Genomic DNA, 20350 nt, shown 5'->3' on the forward strand with positions numbered 1-20350 from the left:
TACCGGACAACTCAGGCGATTGAACAATCTCCACTGCCGGACAACTCAGGCGATCGGGCCAGACCAATCCGGATGTGGAATGGAAAGAGTCCCACCAGACCGAGGTTTTTTGTTTTCCGCATCGAGGCACGGATTGTGCAGAAGCCAATCCAGACCATTACCGGACAACTCAGGCGGTTGGGCCGGGAACTACCGGACAACTCAGGCGGTTGAGGCGGAAAACTACCGGACAACTCAGGCGGTTTGCAAAAACGCCTACCGGACAACTCAGGCGGTTGAGGCGGAAAACTACCGGACAACTCAGGCGAAACTACCGGACAACTCAGGCGAAACTACCGGACAACTCAGGCGAAAAACCTGAAAAATGCCGTGTTCATCGTGTTCTGGTCTGCCCCCTGATGATGATCATCATGTAGTTATAAAAGCTTTTATTCTTAAAAGATCAACATCAGGGGCGATCTGCGGCATAGAGGAAACACCGGGAAACTTCAAACAGGGTCTAAATAAAGGTGCTTCTCGATCGCCTGTTGCTGGACGCTATAGGCCGTCAGAGCTGATTATCTGCCGGTTAAGTCAAGCCCTCAGAAGGCGCTTGAAGCCTTTAGAATGGGGTAGCCCGACTGTGATACCTGCCGACCCATCCGAGGCCCCTTCTTGACGCTCCTGTGAGCCGGAAGACCGAACTCCAACCAGTGGCTTCAGGGCACCACCGAGACCCAGTGCTCTGGAATGTTTTCCCAGTCCGGTTCAGGGCTCATCACGCTGATGAAGGTCGTAACAATTTCCGGGTCGAAGTGCAGTCCCGCCTGAGCCTCGATTTCCTGCAGGGCGCTGGTGGAAGTCCAGGCCGCCTTGTAGGGACGCTCGCTGGTCAAGGCGTCATAGACGTCGCACACAGCAAATACCCGAGCCAGCAGCGGAATATCTGCACCGCGCAGCGCATCTGGATAGCCTGTACCATCCCAGCGTTCGTGGTGGGAACGGACGACCTGCAGCGCCTCGTTGGACACACCGGGAATGTGCCGCGCGAGCACTTCACCGGTCACGGTGTGCTGGCGCATGAGGATCCATTCGGTGTCCGTCAGCCGGCCGGGCTTGAGCAGCACGGTATCGGGAATGTGCACCTTGCCCAGGTCGTGCAGGTAGGCTCCCTCACGCAGGGCCAGCTGCTGCGGCCCGGTCAGGTTCAGGTGCTGGGCCAGCCGCGCCGCCAGCTGCACGACCCGCTGCGTGTGGCCGCTGGTCTCGAAATCTCTGGCCTCCAGAATCAGTCCCAGGGCCAGCAGGGTACCCTCGCGGGCGCGTTCAAGTTCCTGGATGTACGCGACCCGTTCCAGTGCAGTCGCGCTGTGAGCCACCAGACTGCGGGCGAGGTGGGCATCGTCCTCCCCAAAGGGCCGCGGGCGGATCATGGTCAGAACACCCAGGAGCCCGCGCTGACCGATCAGTGGGGCGGCCAGCATCGAGCCGCCCGTGAGGTACACGGGCCGGTAGACCCTGGAGTCCTGGGTAATGTCCGAAACCCGCATGACATCTCCGGCATTTGCGGCGGCCCAGGCCAGTCCCTGGCCCCTGGGCAGAACAATCTGGCCTTCTCCCTCGGGCAGACCCAGGATGTCGCGTGAGGCGAGCTGCCCGAGCTGAGCGTCGTGGGCCAGGAAGACCACCTGCTCGGCGTCCAGCAGCGTGCAGGTCATGTGGGTGATGGCCGAGATGATGGCGGCCTGGTCCGGGGCGTCGCGCAGCGCCACCGTGATGCGTGCCAGGGCCTCCAGCTCGCGCCGCCGCTGCGCTTCCCGCTGGTGGCGTGCGTGGGCCGCGAGGAGGACGGCGGCCTGCGCCCCGAAGGCCGTGGCGGTGGCCTGCGCCCGCGCGCCCATCCCCCCCGCATCCGACAGACGGTCCACGTTGAGGAAGGCGACGACGTGGCCGTCCACCGCCACCGGAACTCCCAGGCTGGCCCCGAGCTCTGTGATGCGCCCGGCCTGTTCGTAGGTCTCCTGCTCTGCCGAATTGTGGTCGATGGCGCTGGAAGCGCGGGTGGCCTGGATCACCTCGGCGCCGCGCAGCACGCGGGCTTGCCCACTGGTCCAGGCGGCTTCAGAACGGGCATACCATGCCTGTTGCGCGGCGGGAGAATGGCGCCGGCCCAGCAACAAATCGTCGAACCCCACCTGCGCCCGCAGCACGAAGTCGCCGTCCTCCTCCACGTACAGCGTGCCTGCCTCCGCCTCGGGCACGCTGCTGATGGCGACGCGCAGCAGGGTGTGCCAGTCCTCGGCCTGCGGTTCATGGTTCATGGACAGCAGTTCGAGGGTCTCCCGGACGGCCGTCCAGGGGTCGGCCTCCGCTCCCTGGGTGCGCAGAGCGTCCGACTGAATCACCAACCGGTCGCGGCCCGCGGCCTTGGCGGCGTACAGTCCGGTGTCGGCCCGCGCCAGGGTCTGCAGGGGGGATTCTCCGGCCAGATGGGCGCTGAGGCCGCCCGAAAGGGTGACTTTCGGTTCTCCCGCCGGTCCCCTGTCCAGGATGCGCACGGCGTTCAGGCAGCGTGCAGCGATCTGCTGCGCCTGATCAGGGGAGAGAAAACGCATCAGCACGGCGAATTCCTCGCCACCGATGCGGAACACCGCGTCGCCGGGCTGCGCCGCTCCGCCCAGCGCCCCGGCGACCCGTTTGAGGACGAGGTCACCGATGGCGTGTCCCAGCCGGTCATTGACCTTCTTGAAGTGGTCGATGTCCATGACCAGCAGGTGGTCACCCGGCGCGAGGCCGGCCAGCGCCTGATCGAACTGCCGGCGGTTGCCCAGACCCGTCAGGGCGTCGGTCTGGGCCTGCTCGCGGTAGATGTGGCTGGCCTGCAGCAGGCGCAGGCGCGACTGGATGACCAGCAGCGCCAGCACGAAGCCCAGGCTGTTGGCGACGAGCAAAAGCAGGGCCTCGCGGAGCGACCCCGCCGAACGCTCCAGCGCCGCTCCGCCCGTCAGCAGGGGCTCCAGCATCACCGGCGAGAACAGCAGGGGCACCGTCCACCACAGCCGGCGGTCATGGCCGGCCGACCGACGCGACACCCGGCCCACCAGCGCCGAGGTCACGAGCACGCCGGCGGTGGACAGCAGGGGCGCCGCCTCCACCCCGCTTCCCTGCACCAGAAACAGCCACAGGAGAACGGGCAGGGCCGCCAGCGCGCCCCACCACGGGCCGTAGGTGGTGGCCATCAGGGCAACCGGAACGAGGCGCAGGTCCAGCGGCAACTCCGCAGTAGGCACGGACGGAACCGTGATCAGCATCAGGCCCGCCACCCCGCCGGCCACGCTGCGTCCCACCCTGTTCACCAGCTGATGGCGGGGCGGCCAGTCCCGGAACAGCAGGCTGCCCGCAAACGCCAGCAGCGTCACGAGGCCGAGGTGGATGATCAGCAGGGTCAGCATGGGGAGGTCTGCACAAACCGCCAGATTCGCCAGCCTAACAGCCGTGGACGGCGGACCACTCCGGGATTTTTCACTCCGGGGTGGTTCACCCACCCCCCCCAGATTCGGACGATGTTCCTGTTCCGGGCGACTCCTGTCTGGTGTGTGTGGTGACGGCCCGGCCCGGCAGGCTCAACGCCGCTGTCCGGAGCCAGAACAACGCCCACGCCCGTTGCGGGACCCGGGCCGCCCCGGGGGTGGGAGCGGCCGGGCAGCAGGTTAATGTCCGGCAAGCAGAGGCAGGGCCAGTGCGAGCAGCTCATCGGGCGCATCGAAGTGGTGCCGGCCCACAAGGGGCGGTACGCCGTGGGCGACGCCGGGCCACTGCTGCGTCAATACCAGCGACTGCTGATGAAAAGCGGCCGATTCCAGTTCACCCACCGCCACCACAAACGGTGCGGGGCTGGTGGGCGGCGTGAAGGCTGGGCTGAGCGAGGTGGCCTGCGCCGCTGAAAGCTGAAGAACCGGTTGCAGTTCGGTCAGGCGCAGCGGCCCCAGATCATACAGCCCGCTGATGCCGATGCCGCCCGCCAGGGCCACGGGCGGCAGGCCGTGCTCGGCCCAGCGGGTGGCATGCACCATGGCAGCGAGGTGGCCGCCGGCGGAATGACCGGCCACGATCAGTGGCTCCGGGAACTCCTGCGCCACCCGGACCGTGGCCCGCCGGGCCTGATCCACGATGTGGTCCAGCGTGACGGCGGGCATCAGGTCATAATCCATGACCGCCACCCGGAGTCCTGCCGCCAGCAGGGGTGGGGCCAGGTAGGAAAAGTGGTCCCGGTGGAAAGCCTGCCAGTAGCCGCCGTGAATGAACAGCACCGTGGCGCGTGCGCCCTCCTCCGCGAAGATGTCGAGCCGCTCCTGCGCCCCCGGGCCATAGGCGAGCACCTGTGGCGGATGCGCGGCCCGCGCTGCGGCGCTGTCCTGCGCCCACGCCTTAAAGTAGGCGGCGGCCTGCGGCACACGCTGGCTGGGCATGTACTCCTGGTTGATGGCCGCGTCGAACACGGCGGCGTAGGCCTCTTCGGGCAGGGAGGCATCGGACAGGGATTCAGGCGTATGGGACATGACAGCGCAAGGCCTCCAATCGGGCGGTGCAGGGCGACAGAAACGGGGGCACGGACATTCGCGGCGGCAGAGAATCGCCCGCCATCTTCGGGCGTCTGCCGCCGGGCTGTCAACGCTGCCGGGCCGCGCGGCTCCGGCACTTCATGTGCGGGCCCCACACAGGGTGTCAGAGTTGCGACAGGCCGGTTTTGTCAGCGTGGAAGCGCGATTCGAACTCTGGGTCACTGGAAGGATGTGGGGAAAAACCTGTGAACCAAGAGCTGCTGCTCAACTTCTGTCTGCTGGTCACGCTGAGTTATCTGCTCAGCGTGACCTACCGGAGTTGGACAGAGCCGAGGTGTGGCCGCCCCATGCTGCTGCGTCTCGCGTTCAAGGCCGTCATGGCGCTGATTCTGCTGAGTTTTCCCGCGCATCTGCAAACGGGAGTCATCATTGACCTGAGGACCGTTCCAGTGGTGATGGCGACCCTGCGCTATGGCCCGGGGGCCGGGCTGCTCGTCGCGTTGCCGGTGCTGCTGTACCGGGCCGTGCTGGGCGGGGTGGGTGTGCCGGTGGCGGTGATCAGTCTCCTGAGCGTCATCGTGGTGGTGTCTGTGCTGCGCCGCCGGTGGCATCTCGCGGAGGCTGCCGGCGACGTGCCCAGGACCCTGGCTCTGGCGGCCACCATGTTTGCGCCCAATCTGCTGTCCCTGCCGCTGCTCACCAGCAGCCTGACGTTGTTTAACCAGATCTACCTGCCCCTCCTGACACTGAATCTGGCCGGATTCTTCACGGCCAACTCGATTGTGCAAAGCCGCCTGCGGCTGCTGCGGCTGACCGCCAGTTTCCGCGAGCAGGCCCATCAGGACCAGCTTTCCGGACTGGCCAACCGCCGGCAGTTTGACCGCGACATCTGCCGGGCCGGGCCGGGCGACCTGCTGTTGATGATCGATATCGATCATTTCAAGAGCGTCAATGATACCTACGGTCATGCCGAAGGCGACCGCGTTCTCGTCGGGGTGGGTCAGGCCCTGCAGTCGGCGCTGCGCCAGCATGATGTGGCCTACCGCTACGGCGGTGAGGAATTCACCGCCATCGTGCGGCGGGTATCGGGCCGACCGCAGGACGTGGCAGAGCGCATCCGGCGCCACCTCGCGGCCCAGCGCTTTGCCAATCTGGGCGACCGGGGCATCACCGTGTCGGTGGGGGTGTCGGCCTGCGGCGAGGTGACGGCGGCAGAGACCGTCCAGCGGGCCGATGAAGCGCTGTATGCGGCCAAACGGGCCGGACGCAACCGGGTACAGGTCTGGGCCAGCGCTCTGGAATCCGGGAGTCAACACGAGGAAGTGGTCCCAGCGGACAGGATCCAACGGGAGTCGGCCCCCTGAGGGCAGCTGGCCGTGGGTACCCGAGGCAGAAGAACAGCGGGCGGGGGGCTTCCGGTGGCCTCCCCGGCCCCCGCCTCTAGCGCGCCAGCTTGAGCAGCCGCACCAGCTCGGTGGGCTCGTCCCCGCGGGCGCGGCACATCTCCACATACGTTTCCAGGATCACATCTCCGCTGGCCTGGAAAGCACTCTTGGCGCTGGCATACACCGTCATCACCTCCACACAGCCCTTCTCCTCCTCCACCATCTTCTGAAGGCCCCGGATCTGTCCTTCCAGGCGGCGCAGACGGTTGAGGATCTTCGTCTTCTCGGCTTCACGGTCACTGACGGGAACGGTCATGGTCACGCTTCAGTATACCCCCTGGGGTATTTGACAGAATAGGGGGAGGGGGTATATGCTGTCGCCATGTACTTCAAACGCTTCTACGACACGGACCTCGCACAGGCCTCGTACATGGTGGGTTGCCAGAAAACCGGTGAATGCTTGGTGGTCGATCCGGTGCGTGACATTGCCCAGTATCTGGAAGAGGCGCGGGCCCAGAAGCTGCGCGTCACCCACGTCACCGAGACGCACATTCACGCCGACTTCCTGTCCGGCAGCCGCGAACTCGCGCAGGCCACCGGCGCCAAACTGCTGCTCTCGGGCGAGGGCGGCGAGGGCTGGCAGTACGGTTACGACGACGGCAACGTGCAGACCCTGCACGGCGGCGACAGCTTCATGGTGGGCAATGTCCGCCTGGGAGTGCTGCACACCCCGGGCCACACCCCCGAACACCTGAGCTTTGTGGTCACCGACACTCCCCGGGGCGACACGCCCAGCATGGTGCTGACCGGCGACTTTGTGTTCGTGGGTGACCTGGGCCGCCCGGACCTGCTGGATGAGGCGGCCGGCGGCACAGACACCCGCTTTGAGGGCGCGCGGCAGATGTTTGCCAGCCTGCGCGACCAGTTTCTGACCCTGCCCGATTACGTGCAGGTCTGGCCCGGTCACGGCTCGGGCAGCGCGTGTGGCAAGTCCCTGGGCGCGGTGCCCACCACCACCGTCGGCTACGAGCGGGCCCTGAGCTGGTGGGGCAAGCTCGTCGAGCAGGGTGACGAGAAGGCATTTACCGAGGAACTGCTCGCCGGGCAGCCTGACGCCCCGCTGTACTACGGACGTATGAAGACCGAGAACCGCGATGGCCCCGCCGTGCTGGGCGAGGTTGGTGCGCTGCCGGAGCTGGACGCCGGAGCCGTACAGGCGAAACTCGCTGGGGGTGCCCGCCTCGTCGATACCCGCAGCCGCGATGCACATCAGGCCGCCGCACCCGTGGGCAGCGTCAACATCCCGGACGGCAATACTTTCGAGACCTGGGCCGGATGGCTGCTGAAGCCGGGCGAGCTGATCCTGCTGGCGAGCCCTGAGCGTGCCACAGAGCTGCGCCGCAAGCTGTGGATGGTCGGCCTCGATCAGGTCGTGGGGTTCATCCCCAGCGCCGCCGAGCTGCCCACTGCCCCCGCCCTGCCCTTCCCGGCAGCCGAACTGCCGGCCCACCAGGGTGCCCTGATCCTGGACGTCCGCAACAAGACCGAGCACCATGACGGCGCGATTCCGGGCAGCCAGCAGCTTCATGCCGGACGCCTTGCGTGGCAGCTGGGCCAGCTTCCGCAGGACCGCGAGATCGTCGTGCACTGTCAGGGCGGAGCCCGCAGCGCGGCCGCCGCCAGCCTGCTGCGCGCCGAGGGCTTCAACGTGACCGAGCTTGCCGGAGGCTACGAAGCCTGGGCGAACAGCCAGCGCAACCCACAGACGGCATAACACACTCTTTCCGGAGGCGGCCTCCACATTGCCGTCTCCGTTTTCATGTCAGGAGAACCCCATGACTTATCAGGATATTTTTACTGCAGAACTGGAGCAGAACAAGCGCAACGGCGCCCGCCTCGTGGACGTGCGGGAGCGCGACGAGTACGTGGCGGGACACATTCCCGGGGCCCAGAACCTGCCCCTGAGCGAACTGCGGGGGCGTGAAGACGAGATCGAACCCGGCACGGTGCTGATCTGCGCGAGCGGCAACCGCTCCTCGCAGGCGGCGGCCTACCTGGTCAGCCTGGGCAAGACCGGCCTGATGAACCTCTCGGGCGGTACGGTGGCCTGGAGCCGCGAGGGCCGCGAACTGACGGGAGGCGAGCAACCGTGATCTTCGCGTGGATCGGGGCCGCCCTGATTGGACTGAGTCTGGGGTTGCTGGGATCGGGCGGCAGCATTCTGACTGTACCGGTGCTGGTCTATCTGGTGGGAGAACCGGAGAAACTGGCCATTGCGGAGAGTCTGGCCATAGTGGGCGGCATCAGCCTGTTTGGAGCCATTCCCTATGCGCTCAAGAAGAAGATTGACTGGCGCTCGGTGCTGTGGTTCGGGATTCCCGGCGTGCTGGGGACCTACGGGGGCGCGGCGCTGAGTGTCTACCTCTCCGGTGTGGTGCAACTGCTGCTGTTCGCCGGTGTGATGCTGCTGGCCTCGGTCATGATGTTCCGCCCCACGGCGGTGGAACCTGAGAACGCCGTCGCCCACCAGCGCTCACCTGTGAAGATTGCGCTCGAGGGGCTCGGTGTCGGGATTCTGACTGGCCTGGTCGGCGTTGGTGGCGGCTTCCTAATCATTCCTGCCCTGGTGCTGCTGGGTGGGCTCCCCATGGGTCTCGCGGTGGGTACCAGTCTGCTGATCATTGCTGCCAAGAGCTTTGCCGGGTTCTACAAGTACATGCATGTGCTCGCTGAACAGAACCTTTCGATGAATTGGGGACTGATTGGGCTCTTCACGGCCATCGGGATCGCGGGCAGCTTCCTGGGTGCCCGGGTGGGCAAGAACATTTCCAATGCGAGCCTGAAACGCGGCTTTGCGGGCTTCCTGGTCGTGATGGGCCTGTATGTGCTGGCCACCAACGTTCCGAAGGTGTTGCACCCCGCTCCGTCTATTGAGGCGCGTCCCGCCGGCTCTTCCGCGCACTGACCTTCTGTGCCTGACCGTGGGCCCTTCCGGGTCCCGGTTTCTTTTTTGAGGTGATTTATGACTGAATTTCTCGATGTTCTGCGTTCTCCCTGGCCCTGGTATGTCGCCGGTCCCCTGATCGGCCTGATGGTGCCGCTGCTGTTGTGGCTGGGCAACAAGGGGTTTGGCATCAGCGCCAACCTGCGCCACGCCTGCGCCATTCTGCTGCCGGATCCTGTGAAGCCCAACTTCTTCCGTTACAACTGGCGTGCCGAGAAGTGGAACCTGGTGTTCGCCGCCGGTCTGCTTCTGGGCGGTCTGGTGGCCGGCGGCCTGCTCGCCAACCCGGAGCCGACACAGCTCAGCGCGGCGGGCGTGCAGTCCATTCAGGACCTGGGCGTGCAGGTGCGGCCCGGCCTGGTGCCCGCTGAACTCAGCGACCTGTCCCGGCCCGGCGTGTGGCTGCTGCTGGCGGTCTCGGGGCTGCTCGTGGGCTTCGGAACCCGCTATGGGGGCGGCTGCACCAGCGGTCATGCCATCACGGGCCTGAGTACCCTGCAACTTCCCTCCCTGGTTGCCACCGTGTCCTTTTTTGTGGGCGGCATCCTCAGCGCGAATTTCATTCTTCCCCTGTTCCTGGCGGTAATCCTGTGACCACGAAATCCATGTCCGACATTCCGGGCGTTCACTCGGAAGCGTCCACCCCCCGCTCCGCGACGGCCCTACCGGTCTACCTGCTCGTTGGGCTGTATTTCGGGGTCGTGCTCGTCAAGAGCGAGGCGGCGAGCTGGTACCGCATCCAGGAGATGTTCCGCTTCGAGTCGTTTCATATGTTCGGGGTGATCGGCGCGGCGGTCGTGACCGGGATGATCACCACCGCGCTGCTGCGCCGCAGCGGTGTCAAGAGCCGTGATCATCAGACCATCAAGGTGACCGATAAGGCCCGGGGCTGGAAGCGGTACGTGTACGGGGGCCTGACCTTCGGCGTGGGCTGGGGGCTGGCGGGCGTATGCCCCGGCCCGATTCTCACCCTGCTGGGGGCGGGCGTCTGGCCCATGCTGATTGTGCTGGGGTTTGCGCTGCTGGGCACCTGGCTGTACGGCGCCCTGCAGAACCGGCTGCCTCACTGAGGCCAGGGGATCACACGAGGGGGATCAGGACGGACGTCCTGATCCCCCTCGTGCTGTTGGGGGTGCTCTAGGGTCCGTCCTGGCCGTACACCATCTGGCCGTCCTCGGCGTGGTCCCTGCCCTGCATCCGGCGGCGGAAGACCCAGAAGTTCCAGCCCTGGTAGGCGATGATCAGTGGCAGGAAGATGCCGCAGGCCCAGCTCAGCAGCCGCAGCGTATACGGCTCAGAGGCGGCGTTGACCACCGTCAGGTCATAGGCCGCGCCCAGGGTGCTGGGCATCACGTTGGGAAACAGGCTGACGAAGATGGTGGCGGTGGAGAACACGATGGTCAGGCCGGTGGCAGCGAAGGCCAGCGCGTCGCGCCTGAGCGTCAGGGCCAACCAGATCAGGCCCAGGTTCAGGGCGGCCAGCGCCGGAAACAGCCACTCGCTGAGGCCAAAGGCATTGAACAGTTCCCGGCCCACAAAGCCCAGCAGCACGAAGCCCAGCACCAGAACCGTGGCAAACGCCCCGAAGGTGAGGGCGGCGCGGCGGGCCTTGCGGTGCAGGTCGCCCGCCGGGTCCAGCCGCAGCAGCAAGAAGGTCGCGCCGTGCAGCACGAACAGGCTCAGCGTCGCTAGGCCGCCCATGACGCTGAACAGGTCAATGGTCTCGCTGACGCCGCCGCCGTAGCGTCCACCGGCACCGATGGGCAGGCCCCGCACCATGTTTGCCATGATCATGCCCCACAGAAAGGCGGGCAGCGCGTTGCACACGAAGGCCGTTACGTCCCAGAAGATGCGCCAGCGGGGATTGTCCATCTCGGCGCGGTATTCGAAGGCCACCCCACGTCCGATCAGGGCGAGCAGGATCAGCGCGAACATCGGGTACAGCGCGGTCAGCAGTGTGCCGTACCACAGCGGAAAGGCCGCGAAGATCGCTCCGGCCCCCAGGATGATCCAGACCTCGTTGGCCGCCCAGAACGGCCCCACCGTGCCGATCATGGCGCGGCGCTGGGCCTCGTTCTTCGCCAGAAACGGCTGCAGCAGCCCCTCGCCGAAGGTGAAACCGTCCAGAAAGAAGTAGATGGTGAAGGTCAGCCCAATCAGGAAGAACCATACCGAGGCGAGCGTGCCCGGCAGGTCGGCGCTCATGGCCGCGCTCCTTCCGACAGGTAGTGCGGCGACGGCAGCGAGGGGGCCTCCACTTCCGGCTCGTGCATGCCGGCGCGGGCCGTGCGGGTGAGCAGAAAGATGTCCAGGCCGATCAGGGTGAGGTACACCACCCAGAAGGCGGTGAGCGACACGAACACCCACAGCGGATTCAGGGGGCTGACCGCGTCCTGGGTGCGCAGCAGGCCCTGCACGATCCACGGCTGACGGCCCATCTCGGTGGTGATCCAGCCGCTGAAATTCGCCAGATGCGGCACGAGCGGCATGACGAGCAGCACCGGATACAGCCGGCCCGGATCATCCAGCTTGCCCTGTCGCCAGCGAAAGACGTAAATCAGACTGACGAGCAGCATGATCACTCCCAGCCCGATCATTACCCGGAAGGCCCAGTACACCGGCCAGACCCAGGGAATGTAGTTGCCAGGGCCGTAGCGGGCCTCGTACTCGGCCTGCAACTCGTTGATGCCTCTGGCCTTTTCCGTGAAGTTGTTGAAGGCCAGAAACGAGCCCAGATACGGCAGGCTGATCTCAAAGCGGTTCTCGCGCAGGGCGTTGCTGGGCAGGGCCACCAGACTCTCGGGCATGCCCACGCCCTTCGGGGTATCCCACAGGGCGCTGAAGGCGGCGTACTTCATGGGCTGGTCCTGAATGGCGGTTTGCCCCTGCACGTGCCCGGAGGCCAGCACGCCCAGCGACCCCACCGAGGCGACGAGCAGGGCGACCTTGAAACTGGTGCGGAAGGCCCCGGGGTTGTGCCTGCGCCGCAGGTGGTAGGCGCTGACCGCGAGCACGAAGAAGGCCGCCACCGTCAGGCCGCCGGTGAAGATGTGCGAGAACCACTGCAGCCCCTTGGGATTGAAGACCACCGCCGAAAAATCGGTGAGCACGGCGCGGCCCCCCTGAAGCTCGAAGCCCACGGGGTTTTGCATCCACGCGTTGGCGATGATGATCCAGAAGGCGCTGATGGCCGTGCCGACCGCCACGATCCAGATGCTTGCCAGGGACGCCCAAGCGGGAATCCGGTCCTTGCCGAACCACCATAGCCCCAGAAAGGTGCTTTCCAGAAAGAAGGCCATCAGCACTTCCAGCGCCAGCGGCACGCCGAAGATGTTGCCCACGAAGTTGGAAAAGCCCTGCCAGTTCATGCCGAACTGGAATTCCTGCACGATGCCGGTAACCACACCCACGGCGAAATTGATAAAGAACAGGTGGCCGAAAAAGCGGGTCAGGTTCTCCAGCCGGAGGTCGCCCGAGCGGTAGGCCATGGTCTGGAGGATGGCGATGATCAGCGCGAACCCCACCGTGAAGGGCACGAAGAAGTAATGAAAGATGCTGGTGGTGGCGAACTGAAAGCGCGACAGATCCAGGGTGGACAGGCCAAAAATCTCGTTCATATCGCTTGCCTCCGGGTGGGGGGCGTCTGAGCGGGGCATTCAGGCGCGGGCACAAGCTGACCGGCCCGCAGGATCAGGTGCCGCTGGGCCAGCCCGAGCGGAGCCGTGCGGTGGGTCACGATCAGCAGACCACGCCCGGACCATTCCCGGGCGATGAAGGCGAGCACCCGCTGCTCGGTTTCCGGGTCGAGGTGGGCGGTGGGTTCGTCCAGCAGCAGCATCTCGGCGGGCCGCAGCAGCGCGCGCGCCACGCTGACCCGTGCCCGTTCGCCGCCGCTCAGCCGGGTACCGCCCTCGCCCACCCAGGCGTTGAGGTCCAGGTGGCCCAGGCCCAGCCCGTCCAGCACGGCGCGCAGGCGTTCATCGCTGGCCCGATGGTCGCCCAGGTGCAGGTTCTCGCGCAGGGTACCGTCCAGCAGGGGGGCGTCCTGCTCGTGCAGGCTCAGGCGGGCACGCAGCCCGGCGAGGTCGAGGGTGCGCAGATCGGCTCCGTTCAGCGTCACGCGGCCCCCGTCCGGATCGAGGTCGCGGGACAGCAGCCGCGCCAGGGTGGTCTTGCCGCCGCCGCTGGGGCCAGAGATCGCCAGCGTCTCGCCCGCCCGCAGATCGAGGTTCAGGCTGTCCAGCACGGTGCGCCCCGCCCGGCGCACCGTGACGTTCTCCAGCCGCAGGTGCAGGGGACCGGTGGGCACGGTCGCCGGGGTGTCGGGCGAGGTCACGGCTGGAGCCAGGGCCTCCAACGCGAGGCGGCGCTGCCCGGCGGCCCCCGCCACGGCGTCAGCGGCGGGCACGGCCGAGAGCGGCGCGGCGGCGTCGAAGGCGGCGGCGGCGGCCAGCACGACGCCGGCGAGCCACACCCCACTCAGCTCGCCCGCCCCCACCAGCGCGGCCCCACGCCACAGCACCCCCGTGACGGCGAGGGCGAAGGCCGCTTCCTGGGCCAGCGCCAGCCCGGCATTCACCCGGCCCAGGCGGAGGGCCACCCCGGCCAGCCGTTCCGAGAGCCGGGCGAGTTCGGGCGCGTGGTGGGTGGCCGCGTTGTCGCCGCCCCCGGCCAGAGCGTCCAGCAGGCGGGCGGCGTGCTCGCGTGACAGGGTGACCTCCTCACGCGCCAGCCGGGCCACCCGGGGACGCACCGCCCAGACCGCTCCGGCCGCGAGCCCCAGCGGCCCCACTGCGAGCAGCGCCAGGCCCGGATCCAGACCTACCAGCCCGGCGAGCAGCACCGTGAGCACCCCCGCCAGGGCGGCGAGCGGCAGGATCACGCGCAGGAACCGGAACTGGGCAGCGTCCACATCGGGTCCCGCACGCGACAGCAGGTCGCCGCCGCGCTCGAAGGCGAGCAGGTCGCGCCCGAAGCGCGAGACGGTATCGAACAGGCGCAGCCGCAGTCCTTCGCCGGCTTTCAGGGCCGCCGCGTGGCCGGTCAGGCGCTCGGCGTAGCGCAGGCCCGCCCGGCCCAGGCCCAGCGCCCGCACCGCCGTGACGAGCAGCGTGAGGCTCAGGAAATCGGCCGGACGCAGCGCGGCGCGCGAGATCAGCACGCCCGAGGTCGCGGCCAGCCCGACGCCCGCACATGCGGCCAGCACGCCCAGCACGGTGGGCAGATTCAGGGCCCTCACGCGGCGGCCCCCGCATGCGCGGGCTGCAGGGCCACGTCCAGCCACTCCGCCGGAGCGCGGCGGTGGGTGGCCAGCACCACGGTGCGGTCCGCGAAGGCCGATCCGACCGCCGCCAGCACCTCCGCCTCGCTGCCGGCGTCGAGGTGGGCGGTCACCTCGTCCAGCAGAATCAGGCAGGCCCCCGAGAGCAGCGCGCGGGCCAGGGCCAGCCGGGCCGTCTCGCCGCCCGAGAGCTGCACGCCTCCCTCGCCCAGCGGGGTGTTCCAGCCGGCAGACAGGGCGTCCAGCACCTCGGCCAGCCCGACGGCCTGGGCCGCGCGGCGGACCTCGGCCTCGGTGGCGTCCGGGTTCCACAGCTTCAGGTTCTCAGTCACGCTGGCCGCGATCAGGCGCGGATACTGCGGCACAAAGGCCACCCGGGCCTGCCAGCCGGCGGCCTCCAGGGCGTCGAGCGGCGTGCCGTCCACCTGCACCGTGCCGGCATACGGCACATGCTTGCGCAGGGCGTGCAGCAGGGTGGTCTTGCCGCTGCCGCTGGGGCCGCGCAGGGCGGCGTGGGTTCCGGGGGGAAGGTCCAGGGTCAGCGCCGCGGTGGGGCGGGTCAGTTCGGCGCGGGCCGACACCAGCTGAAGATGGGGAACGGACGGTCCGACCTGCGCGGTCCCCGACGGCGCGACCGGGGCGGCCATCAGGTCACACAGTCGTCCTGCAAGCGGTTCGGCGTCCAGCGCTGCGTGCCGGTCGGCGCCCAGTTGCCGCAGCGGTCCGAAGAACTCGGGCACCAGCATCAGCGCCGCGAGCGTGGGAGCCAGCGCCGCCTCTCCGCCGAACAGCCGCACGCCGGTCCATACGGCGACCAGCGCGGTGGCCAGGGTGGCCGCAAAGTCCATCACGAAGCCGCTGAGAAACGCCACCTTCAGGACGCCCAGGGTGGTGGCACGCTGCCGGGCCGCGGACTGCGCCAGCACCTCCCGGTACGCCGCCACCGCTCCGAAGGCATGCAGGGTGGGCAGATGCCGGGTCACGGTCAGCAGCCGTGCCGAGAGGCGGGTATGGGCGACCCACTGCCGCTCGGTGGCTGTCCCGGTCGCCAGCCCCACGAGGGCCAGGAAGCCCACCGTGAGCGGCCCGGTCAGCAGCAGCAGGCCAGCCGTGGCCGGGTCCAGCCGGAAGGTGAAGGCCAGCACCACCACGAACGCGAGCGCCGCGTGCAGCGCGCCCGGCAGGTAGCGGGCATAGTATGGGGTCAGGTGCGGGCTTAGCTCGGCGTCCAGTGCGGCCAGATCGGCGCCGCGCCGGCCCGAGAGCGCCACCGGTCCCAGCGCGAGGGCCCGGGAGGTCAGTCGCCCGCGCCACACCCGCACCTCCTGCGCGGCCAGCGCCTGTCCGGTCCACTCACGGCCCGTTCGTCCCAGGGCGCGGCCCGCGAGCAGCGCCGCGATCAGGGCCAGGGTGTCCGGCGCCGGAAGGGAGCCGCCCAGCAGGGACGCTGCGATGGCCCCGGCGATCTGTACGAAGGCCAGCGCCGTGCAGAGCAGACCCAGCGTGCTGAAGGCGGCGCTGAGCAGCAACCGGCGGCGTACCCCCGCAGAAACTGCCAGCTCCCGCAGCGCCGGGCGCGTGGGCGGCGCCCGCTGAATCCCGACCCGCTGAACCCGCGTCTGGAATGCCATGGCCGCAGCCTGCGCTGCCGGACCGGGCGACACAAGGTCAGGCGTCCTCAGGCCTGGGGCCGCCCGAAAGGGCAAATGTTGTACCGCCCGGGCGTGCCCGGTCCTCTTCTCCTCTCCCCTACTCGCCCCGCAGCGCCCCGGCAAACCACGACGTGATCACATCCGGGCGCGTGATGGCCGAACCGACCACCACAAAGGCCGCGCCGTGGTCCAGCGCCCGGGCCGCGTCGTGTGGGGTGTGAATCCGGCCCTCAGCCACGAAGGGCACCCCGGCCGCCCGCAGCTCGTCCATCAGGAGCCAGTCGGGCGTGCTGAGCTGCCGGCTGTGGGGCGTGTAGCCCGCCAGCGTGGTGCCCACCACATCGGCGCCCAGCGTCATGGCGGTGTGGGCCTCGTCGAGGGTGCTGATGTCGGCCATGACCAGCGCGCCCGCCGCGTGGACGGCGGCGAACAGTTCGGCCAGCGGCTGGGGCCGGGGCCGCCCGGTGGCGTCCAGGGCCACGAGGGCGCAGCCCAGCTCACCCAGGCGGGCGGCTTCCTCGGCGGTGGGCGTGATGTACACGTCGGTGTCTGCCCGGTCGGTCTTGGTCAGACCGATGATGGGCAGGGCGCAGGCGGCCCGCACCGCACCCACATCCTCAAAGCCCTGAATCCGCAGCCCCGCCGCGCCGCCCCGCTGCGCCGCCAGAGCCATCCGGGCGATGGTCTGGGAATCGCGCAGCGGACTGCCGGGATCGGCCTGACACGAGACCACCAGTTGCCCGGCCAGCCGGTCCAGGACAGAGCGGTCGGGCACAGGCGCGACCGGACGCAGGTTCAATGGCGCATCCGGTCCAGCGACAGGTCTTCCAGCCGCGGCAGGCGCACCAGCCCGAGCCAGTATGCCCGGATGGTCTCCAGCACCCGGGTGTAGTCCTCATAGCTGCCGGGTTTGACCACGTAGCCGCTGACCTGTCCGTCGTAGGCCCGCACGATGTCGTCAGGATGCTCGGAGGTGGACAGGACCAGCACCGGAATGGTCCGAACTTCGGCCGCCCCCTTGACCCGTTCCAGAAACTCGTGGCCGTCCATGACCGGCATGTTCAGGTCCAGCACCACGAGCTGCGGCCGCGGACCGGGAACGGGCCCCAGCAGGTAGTCCAGGGCTTCCTGACCGTTCTCTACATGGTGCACCATGATCTCCTGGTCCTGCTCGGCCAGCATGTCCTCGAACAGCGCGGCGTCTGCCGGCTCGTCCTCCACCAGCAGCAAATGAAAGGGCGGTCGGTCCATTGGCCCGATTATAAAGGCCTAGCCGTCTTTATGAAAACAGGGCATAAGGGAGGGTGCGGCGGCCAGCGAGACTGTCGTTTCGCTCGCCGGATGGTCGGGCACGGGATGTTAACGTGCGGGCATGTCCCGTCGTCCGCCGCCCGTTCACTTCGCGTCTGCGGCCCTGGACGCTCTCTCGGCCAACCTCGCGATCCTGAACGAGAACGGCGTGATCGTCACGGTCAACCGGGCCTGGGTGGAGTTTGCCGGAGCGAACGGCGGCGGCGATGACGTGGGGACCAATTACCTGCACCTGTGCGACGCGGCTGTGGGAGACGGCGCCGCCCACGCCCACGCCGTCGCTGCGGGCATCCGAGCAGTGCTCGCGGGGCAGGCGATGTTCGAGCTGGAATATCCGTGTCATTCCGAGACCGAGCAGCGGTATTACGTTGCCCGCGTGACCGCTTTTCGGCAAGATGGAGAGTGCTACGCCCTGGTCGCCCACGAGAACATCACCCGGCGCAAGCTGGCCGAGCTGGAAGTGATCTCGCTGAACGTCACCCTGGAGGCCCGGGTGCGTGAGCGGACCGTGGCGCTGGAGGCCAGCGAGCAGGCCCTGCAGCGCACCAATGCCGAGTTGATAAAGCGCAACGATGAGCTCTCGCAATTCGTGTACGTTGCCTCGCACGATCTGCAAGAGCCGTTGAGAATCCTGGGAGCCTACGCCGATATCCTGCGGCACCGTTACCGGGGTCAGCAGCTCGATGAGCGGGCCGACACCTATCTACTGCGCATCACCCAGCAGGTCGACCGTGCCCGGCAGCTGGTCCGCGACGTGCTGACCCTCTCCGACGTGGCCCCCAATCCGCCGCGCGAGCCCACCGACCTCGCGGCCATCTGCTGTGAGGTCCGGGACTCGCTGCCGTGGCCGTCCGACGGCCGCGTGGAATGCGGCGCGGACCTGCCGCAGGCGTCGGCCAACCCGGCCCAGGTCCGGCAGTTGCTGGCGAACCTGCTGGGCAACGCCCTCAAGTTCCGCTCGGCCGCCCCCCTGCACGTGCAGCTTTCCGGCAACCCCGAGCAGGACCGGGTTCACTTCGTGCTGCGCGACAACGGGATCGGTATTGCACCCCAGCATGCCGACAAGGTCTTCGTGCTGTTTCAGCGCCTGCATTCGCGCAAATCGGTCGGTGGCAACGGCATTGGTCTGGCGGTATGCCGCCGGATCGTGGAACGGCACGGGGGCCGCATCTGGATCGAGGCGGTCCCCGGGGCCGGGGGCGGCACGGCCGTTCATTTCACCCTGCCGTCGCTTCAGGCCCCTACCGGCGACCCAGCGCTGGCATCCTCCCAGGGGACCGCGGCCGAACGCCCTTCGCCAGGGTCATGATGGGGCCGCGTAGCCCCGCGCCTGCAACTCGTACAGCGCCGCGTACTGGCCGCGCCGCGCCATGAGTTCAGCGTGGCTGCCGGCCTCCACCACCACGCCGCCCTCCAGCACCACGATCTGATCGGCCAGGCGGACGGTGGAAAAGCGGTGCGAGATCAGCAGGGTGATGCGGTCCCCGGTCTGGGCACGCAGCGCCTCGATGGTCTCGGCCTCGGCGCGGGCGTCCAGGGCGGCGGTGGGTTCATCGAAGACGAGGACCGAGGCGTCCCGGAAGTACAGCCGGGCGAGGGCCAGACGCTGCCACTGGCCGCCCGACAGCTGCCGTCCTCCCTGAAACAGCCGGCCCAGCGGGGTGTTCAGACCGGCGGGCAGGCCGTCCACAAAACCTGCGCCCGCCTGCTGGACCGCCGCCTGAACCCCGTCCTCGTCGGTCAGCCGGTCGGCCTCGGCCAGCGCTACATTCTCGCGGGCGCTCATCTGGTACTGCCCGAAATCCTGAAAAATGATGCTCATCTGCTTCTGAACACTGCGCGGACTGAAGCGGGCGGCGTCCAGGCCGTTGAGCAAAATCGTGCCGCTGCTCGGCTCGAACAGCCGGGTCAGCAGCTTGACCAGGGTGGTCTTGCCCGCTCCGTTCTCCCCCACCAGCGCCAGCGCTTCGCCGCGCCGGACCGTGAAGCTGACGTCGCGCAGGACGTCGCGGTCGGTGAGTGGGTAGCGAAAGCCCACGTTGCGGAACTCAATGGTCTCGATGGCCCCCTCCCAGGGGTCGCCGGCGTCCAGATCGCGGCTGGGCAGTTCCAGAAAGCTGTAGAGGTTGCGCATGTACAGCAGGTTCTGGTAGATGCCGCTGACGCCGTTGAGCAGGCTGCCCACCGTGCCCTGGACCTGTGCGATGCCGAGAACAAAGATGCTGAAATCTCCCACGCTGATCTGTCCGGCGGCGGCGCGGCGCAGGATCAGGGCGCTGGCGAGTCCGATCAGCAGCGCTGATGACAGCGAGGCCGCCAGTCCCCACGCCGAGCGGCGCCGCACCAGCTGCACGAGCTGTCGCCGGAAGCCCTGATAATAGCTTTGCCAGCGGGCCAACAGATGGCCCTCGAAGCCGAACAGCCGCACCTCCTTGACCAGCGTGTCGGACGTCAGCAGGCTGCCCAGGTAGTTCTGTACGCGCGCGTCATGCGTCTGACGGCGCAGCATGCGGTAGCCCTCGACGCCAAAGCGGTTGCTGACAATCACCCCCGGCACGCTCGCCAGCAGCACCAGCGGCAGAACCCATAGCCCCAGCCGGGCCATCAGCGCCCCCACCGACACCAGCGTGACGACCGCCCCTGCCAGCGCCACAAGCTGGGTGGCCACCCCCAGGGGCCGTGAGCCCACCTCGCGGTAGGCCTGCTGAAGGCGGTCGTAGGTCTCGGCGTTCTCGAAGGCCTCCACACTCAACCCCGCCGCCTTGTTCAGGATGCGCTGGCTGACGGTGTACTGCAGGCTGTCTCCCAGCAGCTGCTGAGACGCGTTTTGTACAGTGGACAGAACATTGCCCAGGATGCCCAGGGCCACCTGAATGCCCAGCAGGGTCAGCAGGGCCAGATAGGTCACGTTGCCCCCGGCTGCGCGGGCCACCTCATCGAGCAGCAGTTTGCCGACATACAGGTTGGCGGCGGGCAGGCCGCTGGCGCTCAGGCTGCTCAGCACGTAGGCTGCGCCGTGTCCCGGGCTGGCCCGCCACACCAGCGTCAGGGTGGACCGCAGGTCGCCCAGGCGCCGCCGCAGGCCCACCGCCTCCTCGACGGAGCCGGTGGGGGAGGGCACGCCGGGCGGGCCCCGCTGTTTCAGGTCGGTCATAGGGCTGAAGTGTGCCGCACGC

Annotated in this window: 17 protein-coding genes; 7 read left to right on the forward strand and 10 right to left on the reverse strand. The window is 68.0% G+C overall.

Annotated elements, in window-relative coordinates; genetic code table 11:
- Nucleotides 1–698 precede the first annotated feature (698 nt).
- Nucleotides 699–3431, reverse strand: coding sequence for an HD domain-containing phosphohydrolase (locus IEY21_RS02095; RefSeq protein WP_188900854.1), 2733 nt, complete (start codon nt 3429–3431; stop codon nt 699–701).
- 258 nt (nt 3432–3689) lie between these two features.
- On the reverse strand, nt 3690–4538 hold the full coding sequence (locus IEY21_RS02100) for an alpha/beta hydrolase (protein ID WP_188900856.1): 849 nt from the start codon (nt 4536–4538) through the stop codon (nt 3690–3692).
- Nucleotides 4539–4786: 248 nt separating this feature from the next.
- Between IEY21_RS02100 and IEY21_RS02105 the strand changes: the two genes are divergently transcribed.
- Nucleotides 4787–5905, forward strand: a complete 1119-nt coding sequence (locus IEY21_RS02105; RefSeq protein ID WP_188900858.1) for a GGDEF domain-containing protein — start codon at nt 4787–4789, stop codon at nt 5903–5905.
- A gap of 76 nt (nt 5906–5981) precedes the next feature.
- Here IEY21_RS02105 and IEY21_RS02110 read toward each other — a convergent pair whose 3' ends face one another.
- Nucleotides 5982–6242 (reverse strand): metal-sensitive transcriptional regulator, encoded by a 261-nt coding sequence (locus IEY21_RS02110; protein WP_229752792.1) that lies wholly within the window; start codon nt 6240–6242, stop codon nt 5982–5984.
- Nucleotides 6243–6308: 66 nt separating this feature from the next.
- Between IEY21_RS02110 and IEY21_RS02115 the strand changes: the two genes are divergently transcribed.
- The 5 genes from IEY21_RS02115 to IEY21_RS02135 all read left to right on the forward strand — a co-directional run bounded on the left by IEY21_RS02115 (nt 6309) and on the right by IEY21_RS02135 (nt 10000).
- Nucleotides 6309–7700 carry an MBL fold metallo-hydrolase gene (locus tag IEY21_RS02115; RefSeq protein ID WP_188900862.1) on the forward strand — a complete coding sequence of 464 codons (1392 nt, stop codon included), beginning with the start codon at nt 6309–6311 and terminating at the stop codon, nt 7698–7700.
- Nucleotides 7701–7761: 61 nt separating this feature from the next.
- Nucleotides 7762–8079: a rhodanese-like domain-containing protein gene (locus IEY21_RS02120; protein WP_188900864.1), complete on the forward strand. Its 318-nt coding sequence runs from the start codon at nt 7762–7764 to the stop codon at nt 8077–8079.
- Complete coding sequence (locus tag IEY21_RS02125) at nt 8076–8891, forward strand: sulfite exporter TauE/SafE family protein (RefSeq protein ID WP_188900866.1); 816 nt, start codon at nt 8076–8078, stop codon at nt 8889–8891. Before IEY21_RS02120 ends, IEY21_RS02125 begins: the two co-directional genes overlap by 4 nt.
- A gap of 57 nt (nt 8892–8948) precedes the next feature.
- Entirely contained in the window at nt 8949–9524 is a 576-nt protein-coding gene (locus tag IEY21_RS02130) for a YeeE/YedE family protein (RefSeq protein ID WP_188900868.1), read from the forward strand.
- 11 nt (nt 9525–9535) lie between these two features.
- Nucleotides 9536–10000 carry a YeeE/YedE family protein gene (locus tag IEY21_RS02135; protein WP_188900870.1) on the forward strand — a complete coding sequence of 155 codons (465 nt, stop codon included), beginning with the start codon at nt 9536–9538 and terminating at the stop codon, nt 9998–10000.
- Nucleotides 10001–10067: 67 nt separating this feature from the next.
- On the opposite strand, the gene cydB is transcribed toward IEY21_RS02135, so the two are convergent.
- The 6 genes from cydB to IEY21_RS02165 all read right to left on the reverse strand — a co-directional run bounded on the left by cydB (nt 10068) and on the right by IEY21_RS02165 (nt 17114).
- Nucleotides 10068–11135, reverse strand: coding sequence for a cytochrome d ubiquinol oxidase subunit II (cydB, locus tag IEY21_RS02140; RefSeq protein ID WP_188900872.1), 1068 nt, complete (start codon nt 11133–11135; stop codon nt 10068–10070).
- Nucleotides 11132–12547 (reverse strand): cytochrome ubiquinol oxidase subunit I, encoded by a 1416-nt coding sequence (locus IEY21_RS02145; RefSeq protein ID WP_188900874.1) that lies wholly within the window; start codon nt 12545–12547, stop codon nt 11132–11134. The genes cydB and IEY21_RS02145 overlap by 4 nt, the downstream gene beginning before the upstream one ends.
- A complete protein-coding gene (gene cydC / locus IEY21_RS02150) occupies nt 12544–14169 on the reverse strand; it encodes a thiol reductant ABC exporter subunit CydC (protein ID WP_229752793.1) in 1626 nt (541 codons plus the stop codon). Before cydC ends, IEY21_RS02145 begins: the two co-directional genes overlap by 4 nt.
- The gene (locus tag IEY21_RS02155) at nt 14166–15842 is read right to left on the reverse strand and encodes an ATP-binding cassette domain-containing protein (RefSeq protein ID WP_188900877.1); all 1677 of its coding nucleotides are present in this window, start codon (nt 15840–15842) and stop codon (nt 14166–14168) included. Before IEY21_RS02155 ends, cydC begins: the two co-directional genes overlap by 4 nt.
- Before the next feature lie 118 nt (nt 15843–15960).
- Nucleotides 15961–16638, reverse strand: coding sequence for an N-acetylmannosamine-6-phosphate 2-epimerase (locus IEY21_RS02160; RefSeq protein ID WP_188900879.1), 678 nt, complete (start codon nt 16636–16638; stop codon nt 15961–15963).
- A gap of 20 nt (nt 16639–16658) precedes the next feature.
- Entirely contained in the window at nt 16659–17114 is a 456-nt protein-coding gene (locus IEY21_RS02165) for a response regulator (protein ID WP_188900881.1), read from the reverse strand.
- A 121-nt stretch (nt 17115–17235) separates the two neighbouring features.
- Here IEY21_RS02165 and IEY21_RS02170 point away from each other — a divergent pair, with 121 nt between their 5' ends.
- Nucleotides 17236–18483: a sensor histidine kinase gene (locus IEY21_RS02170; RefSeq protein WP_188900884.1), complete on the forward strand. Its 1248-nt coding sequence runs from the start codon at nt 17236–17238 to the stop codon at nt 18481–18483.
- Here the strand turns inward: IEY21_RS02170 and IEY21_RS02175 are convergent.
- Nucleotides 18478–20328, reverse strand: a complete 1851-nt coding sequence (locus IEY21_RS02175) for an ABC transporter ATP-binding protein (RefSeq protein WP_188900886.1) — start codon at nt 20326–20328, stop codon at nt 18478–18480. The two genes, IEY21_RS02170 and IEY21_RS02175, sit on opposite strands and share 6 nt — an antisense overlap.
- Between the last annotated feature and the right edge of the window lie 22 nt (nt 20329–20350).

The organism is Deinococcus aerophilus, assembly GCF_014647075.1.
Classification (GTDB): domain Bacteria; phylum Deinococcota; class Deinococci; order Deinococcales; family Deinococcaceae; genus Deinococcus; species Deinococcus aerophilus.

Excerpts from the sequence above, each read along its gene's own strand:
- IEY21_RS02155 (WP_188900877.1), bottom strand. The coding sequence starts at position 15,842 with ATGGCATTCCAGACGCGGGTTCAGCGGGTCGGGATTCAGCGGGCGCCG.
- IEY21_RS02115 (WP_188900862.1), top strand. The coding sequence starts at position 6,309 with ATGTACTTCAAACGCTTCTACGACACGGACCTCGCACAGGCCTCGTAC.
- IEY21_RS02100 (WP_188900856.1), bottom strand. The coding sequence starts at position 4,538 with ATGTCCCATACGCCTGAATCCCTGTCCGATGCCTCCCTGCCCGAAGAG.
- IEY21_RS02110 (WP_229752792.1), bottom strand. The coding sequence starts at position 6,242 with ATGACCGTTCCCGTCAGTGACCGTGAAGCCGAGAAGACGAAGATCCTC.
- IEY21_RS02120 (WP_188900864.1), top strand. The coding sequence starts at position 7,762 with ATGACTTATCAGGATATTTTTACTGCAGAACTGGAGCAGAACAAGCGC.
- IEY21_RS02165 (WP_188900881.1), bottom strand. The coding sequence starts at position 17,114 with ATGGACCGACCGCCCTTTCATTTGCTGCTGGTGGAGGACGAGCCGGCA.
- IEY21_RS02170 (WP_188900884.1), top strand. The coding sequence starts at position 17,236 with ATGTCCCGTCGTCCGCCGCCCGTTCACTTCGCGTCTGCGGCCCTGGAC.
- IEY21_RS02175 (WP_188900886.1), bottom strand. The coding sequence starts at position 20,328 with ATGACCGACCTGAAACAGCGGGGCCCGCCCGGCGTGCCCTCCCCCACC.
- cydB (WP_188900872.1), bottom strand. The coding sequence starts at position 11,135 with ATGAGCGCCGACCTGCCGGGCACGCTCGCCTCGGTATGGTTCTTCCTG.
- IEY21_RS02145 (WP_188900874.1), bottom strand. The coding sequence starts at position 12,547 with ATGAACGAGATTTTTGGCCTGTCCACCCTGGATCTGTCGCGCTTTCAG.
- IEY21_RS02135 (WP_188900870.1), top strand. The coding sequence starts at position 9,536 with ATGTCCGACATTCCGGGCGTTCACTCGGAAGCGTCCACCCCCCGCTCC.
- IEY21_RS02095 (WP_188900854.1), bottom strand. The coding sequence starts at position 3,431 with ATGCTGACCCTGCTGATCATCCACCTCGGCCTCGTGACGCTGCTGGCG.
- IEY21_RS02130 (WP_188900868.1), top strand. The coding sequence starts at position 8,949 with ATGACTGAATTTCTCGATGTTCTGCGTTCTCCCTGGCCCTGGTATGTC.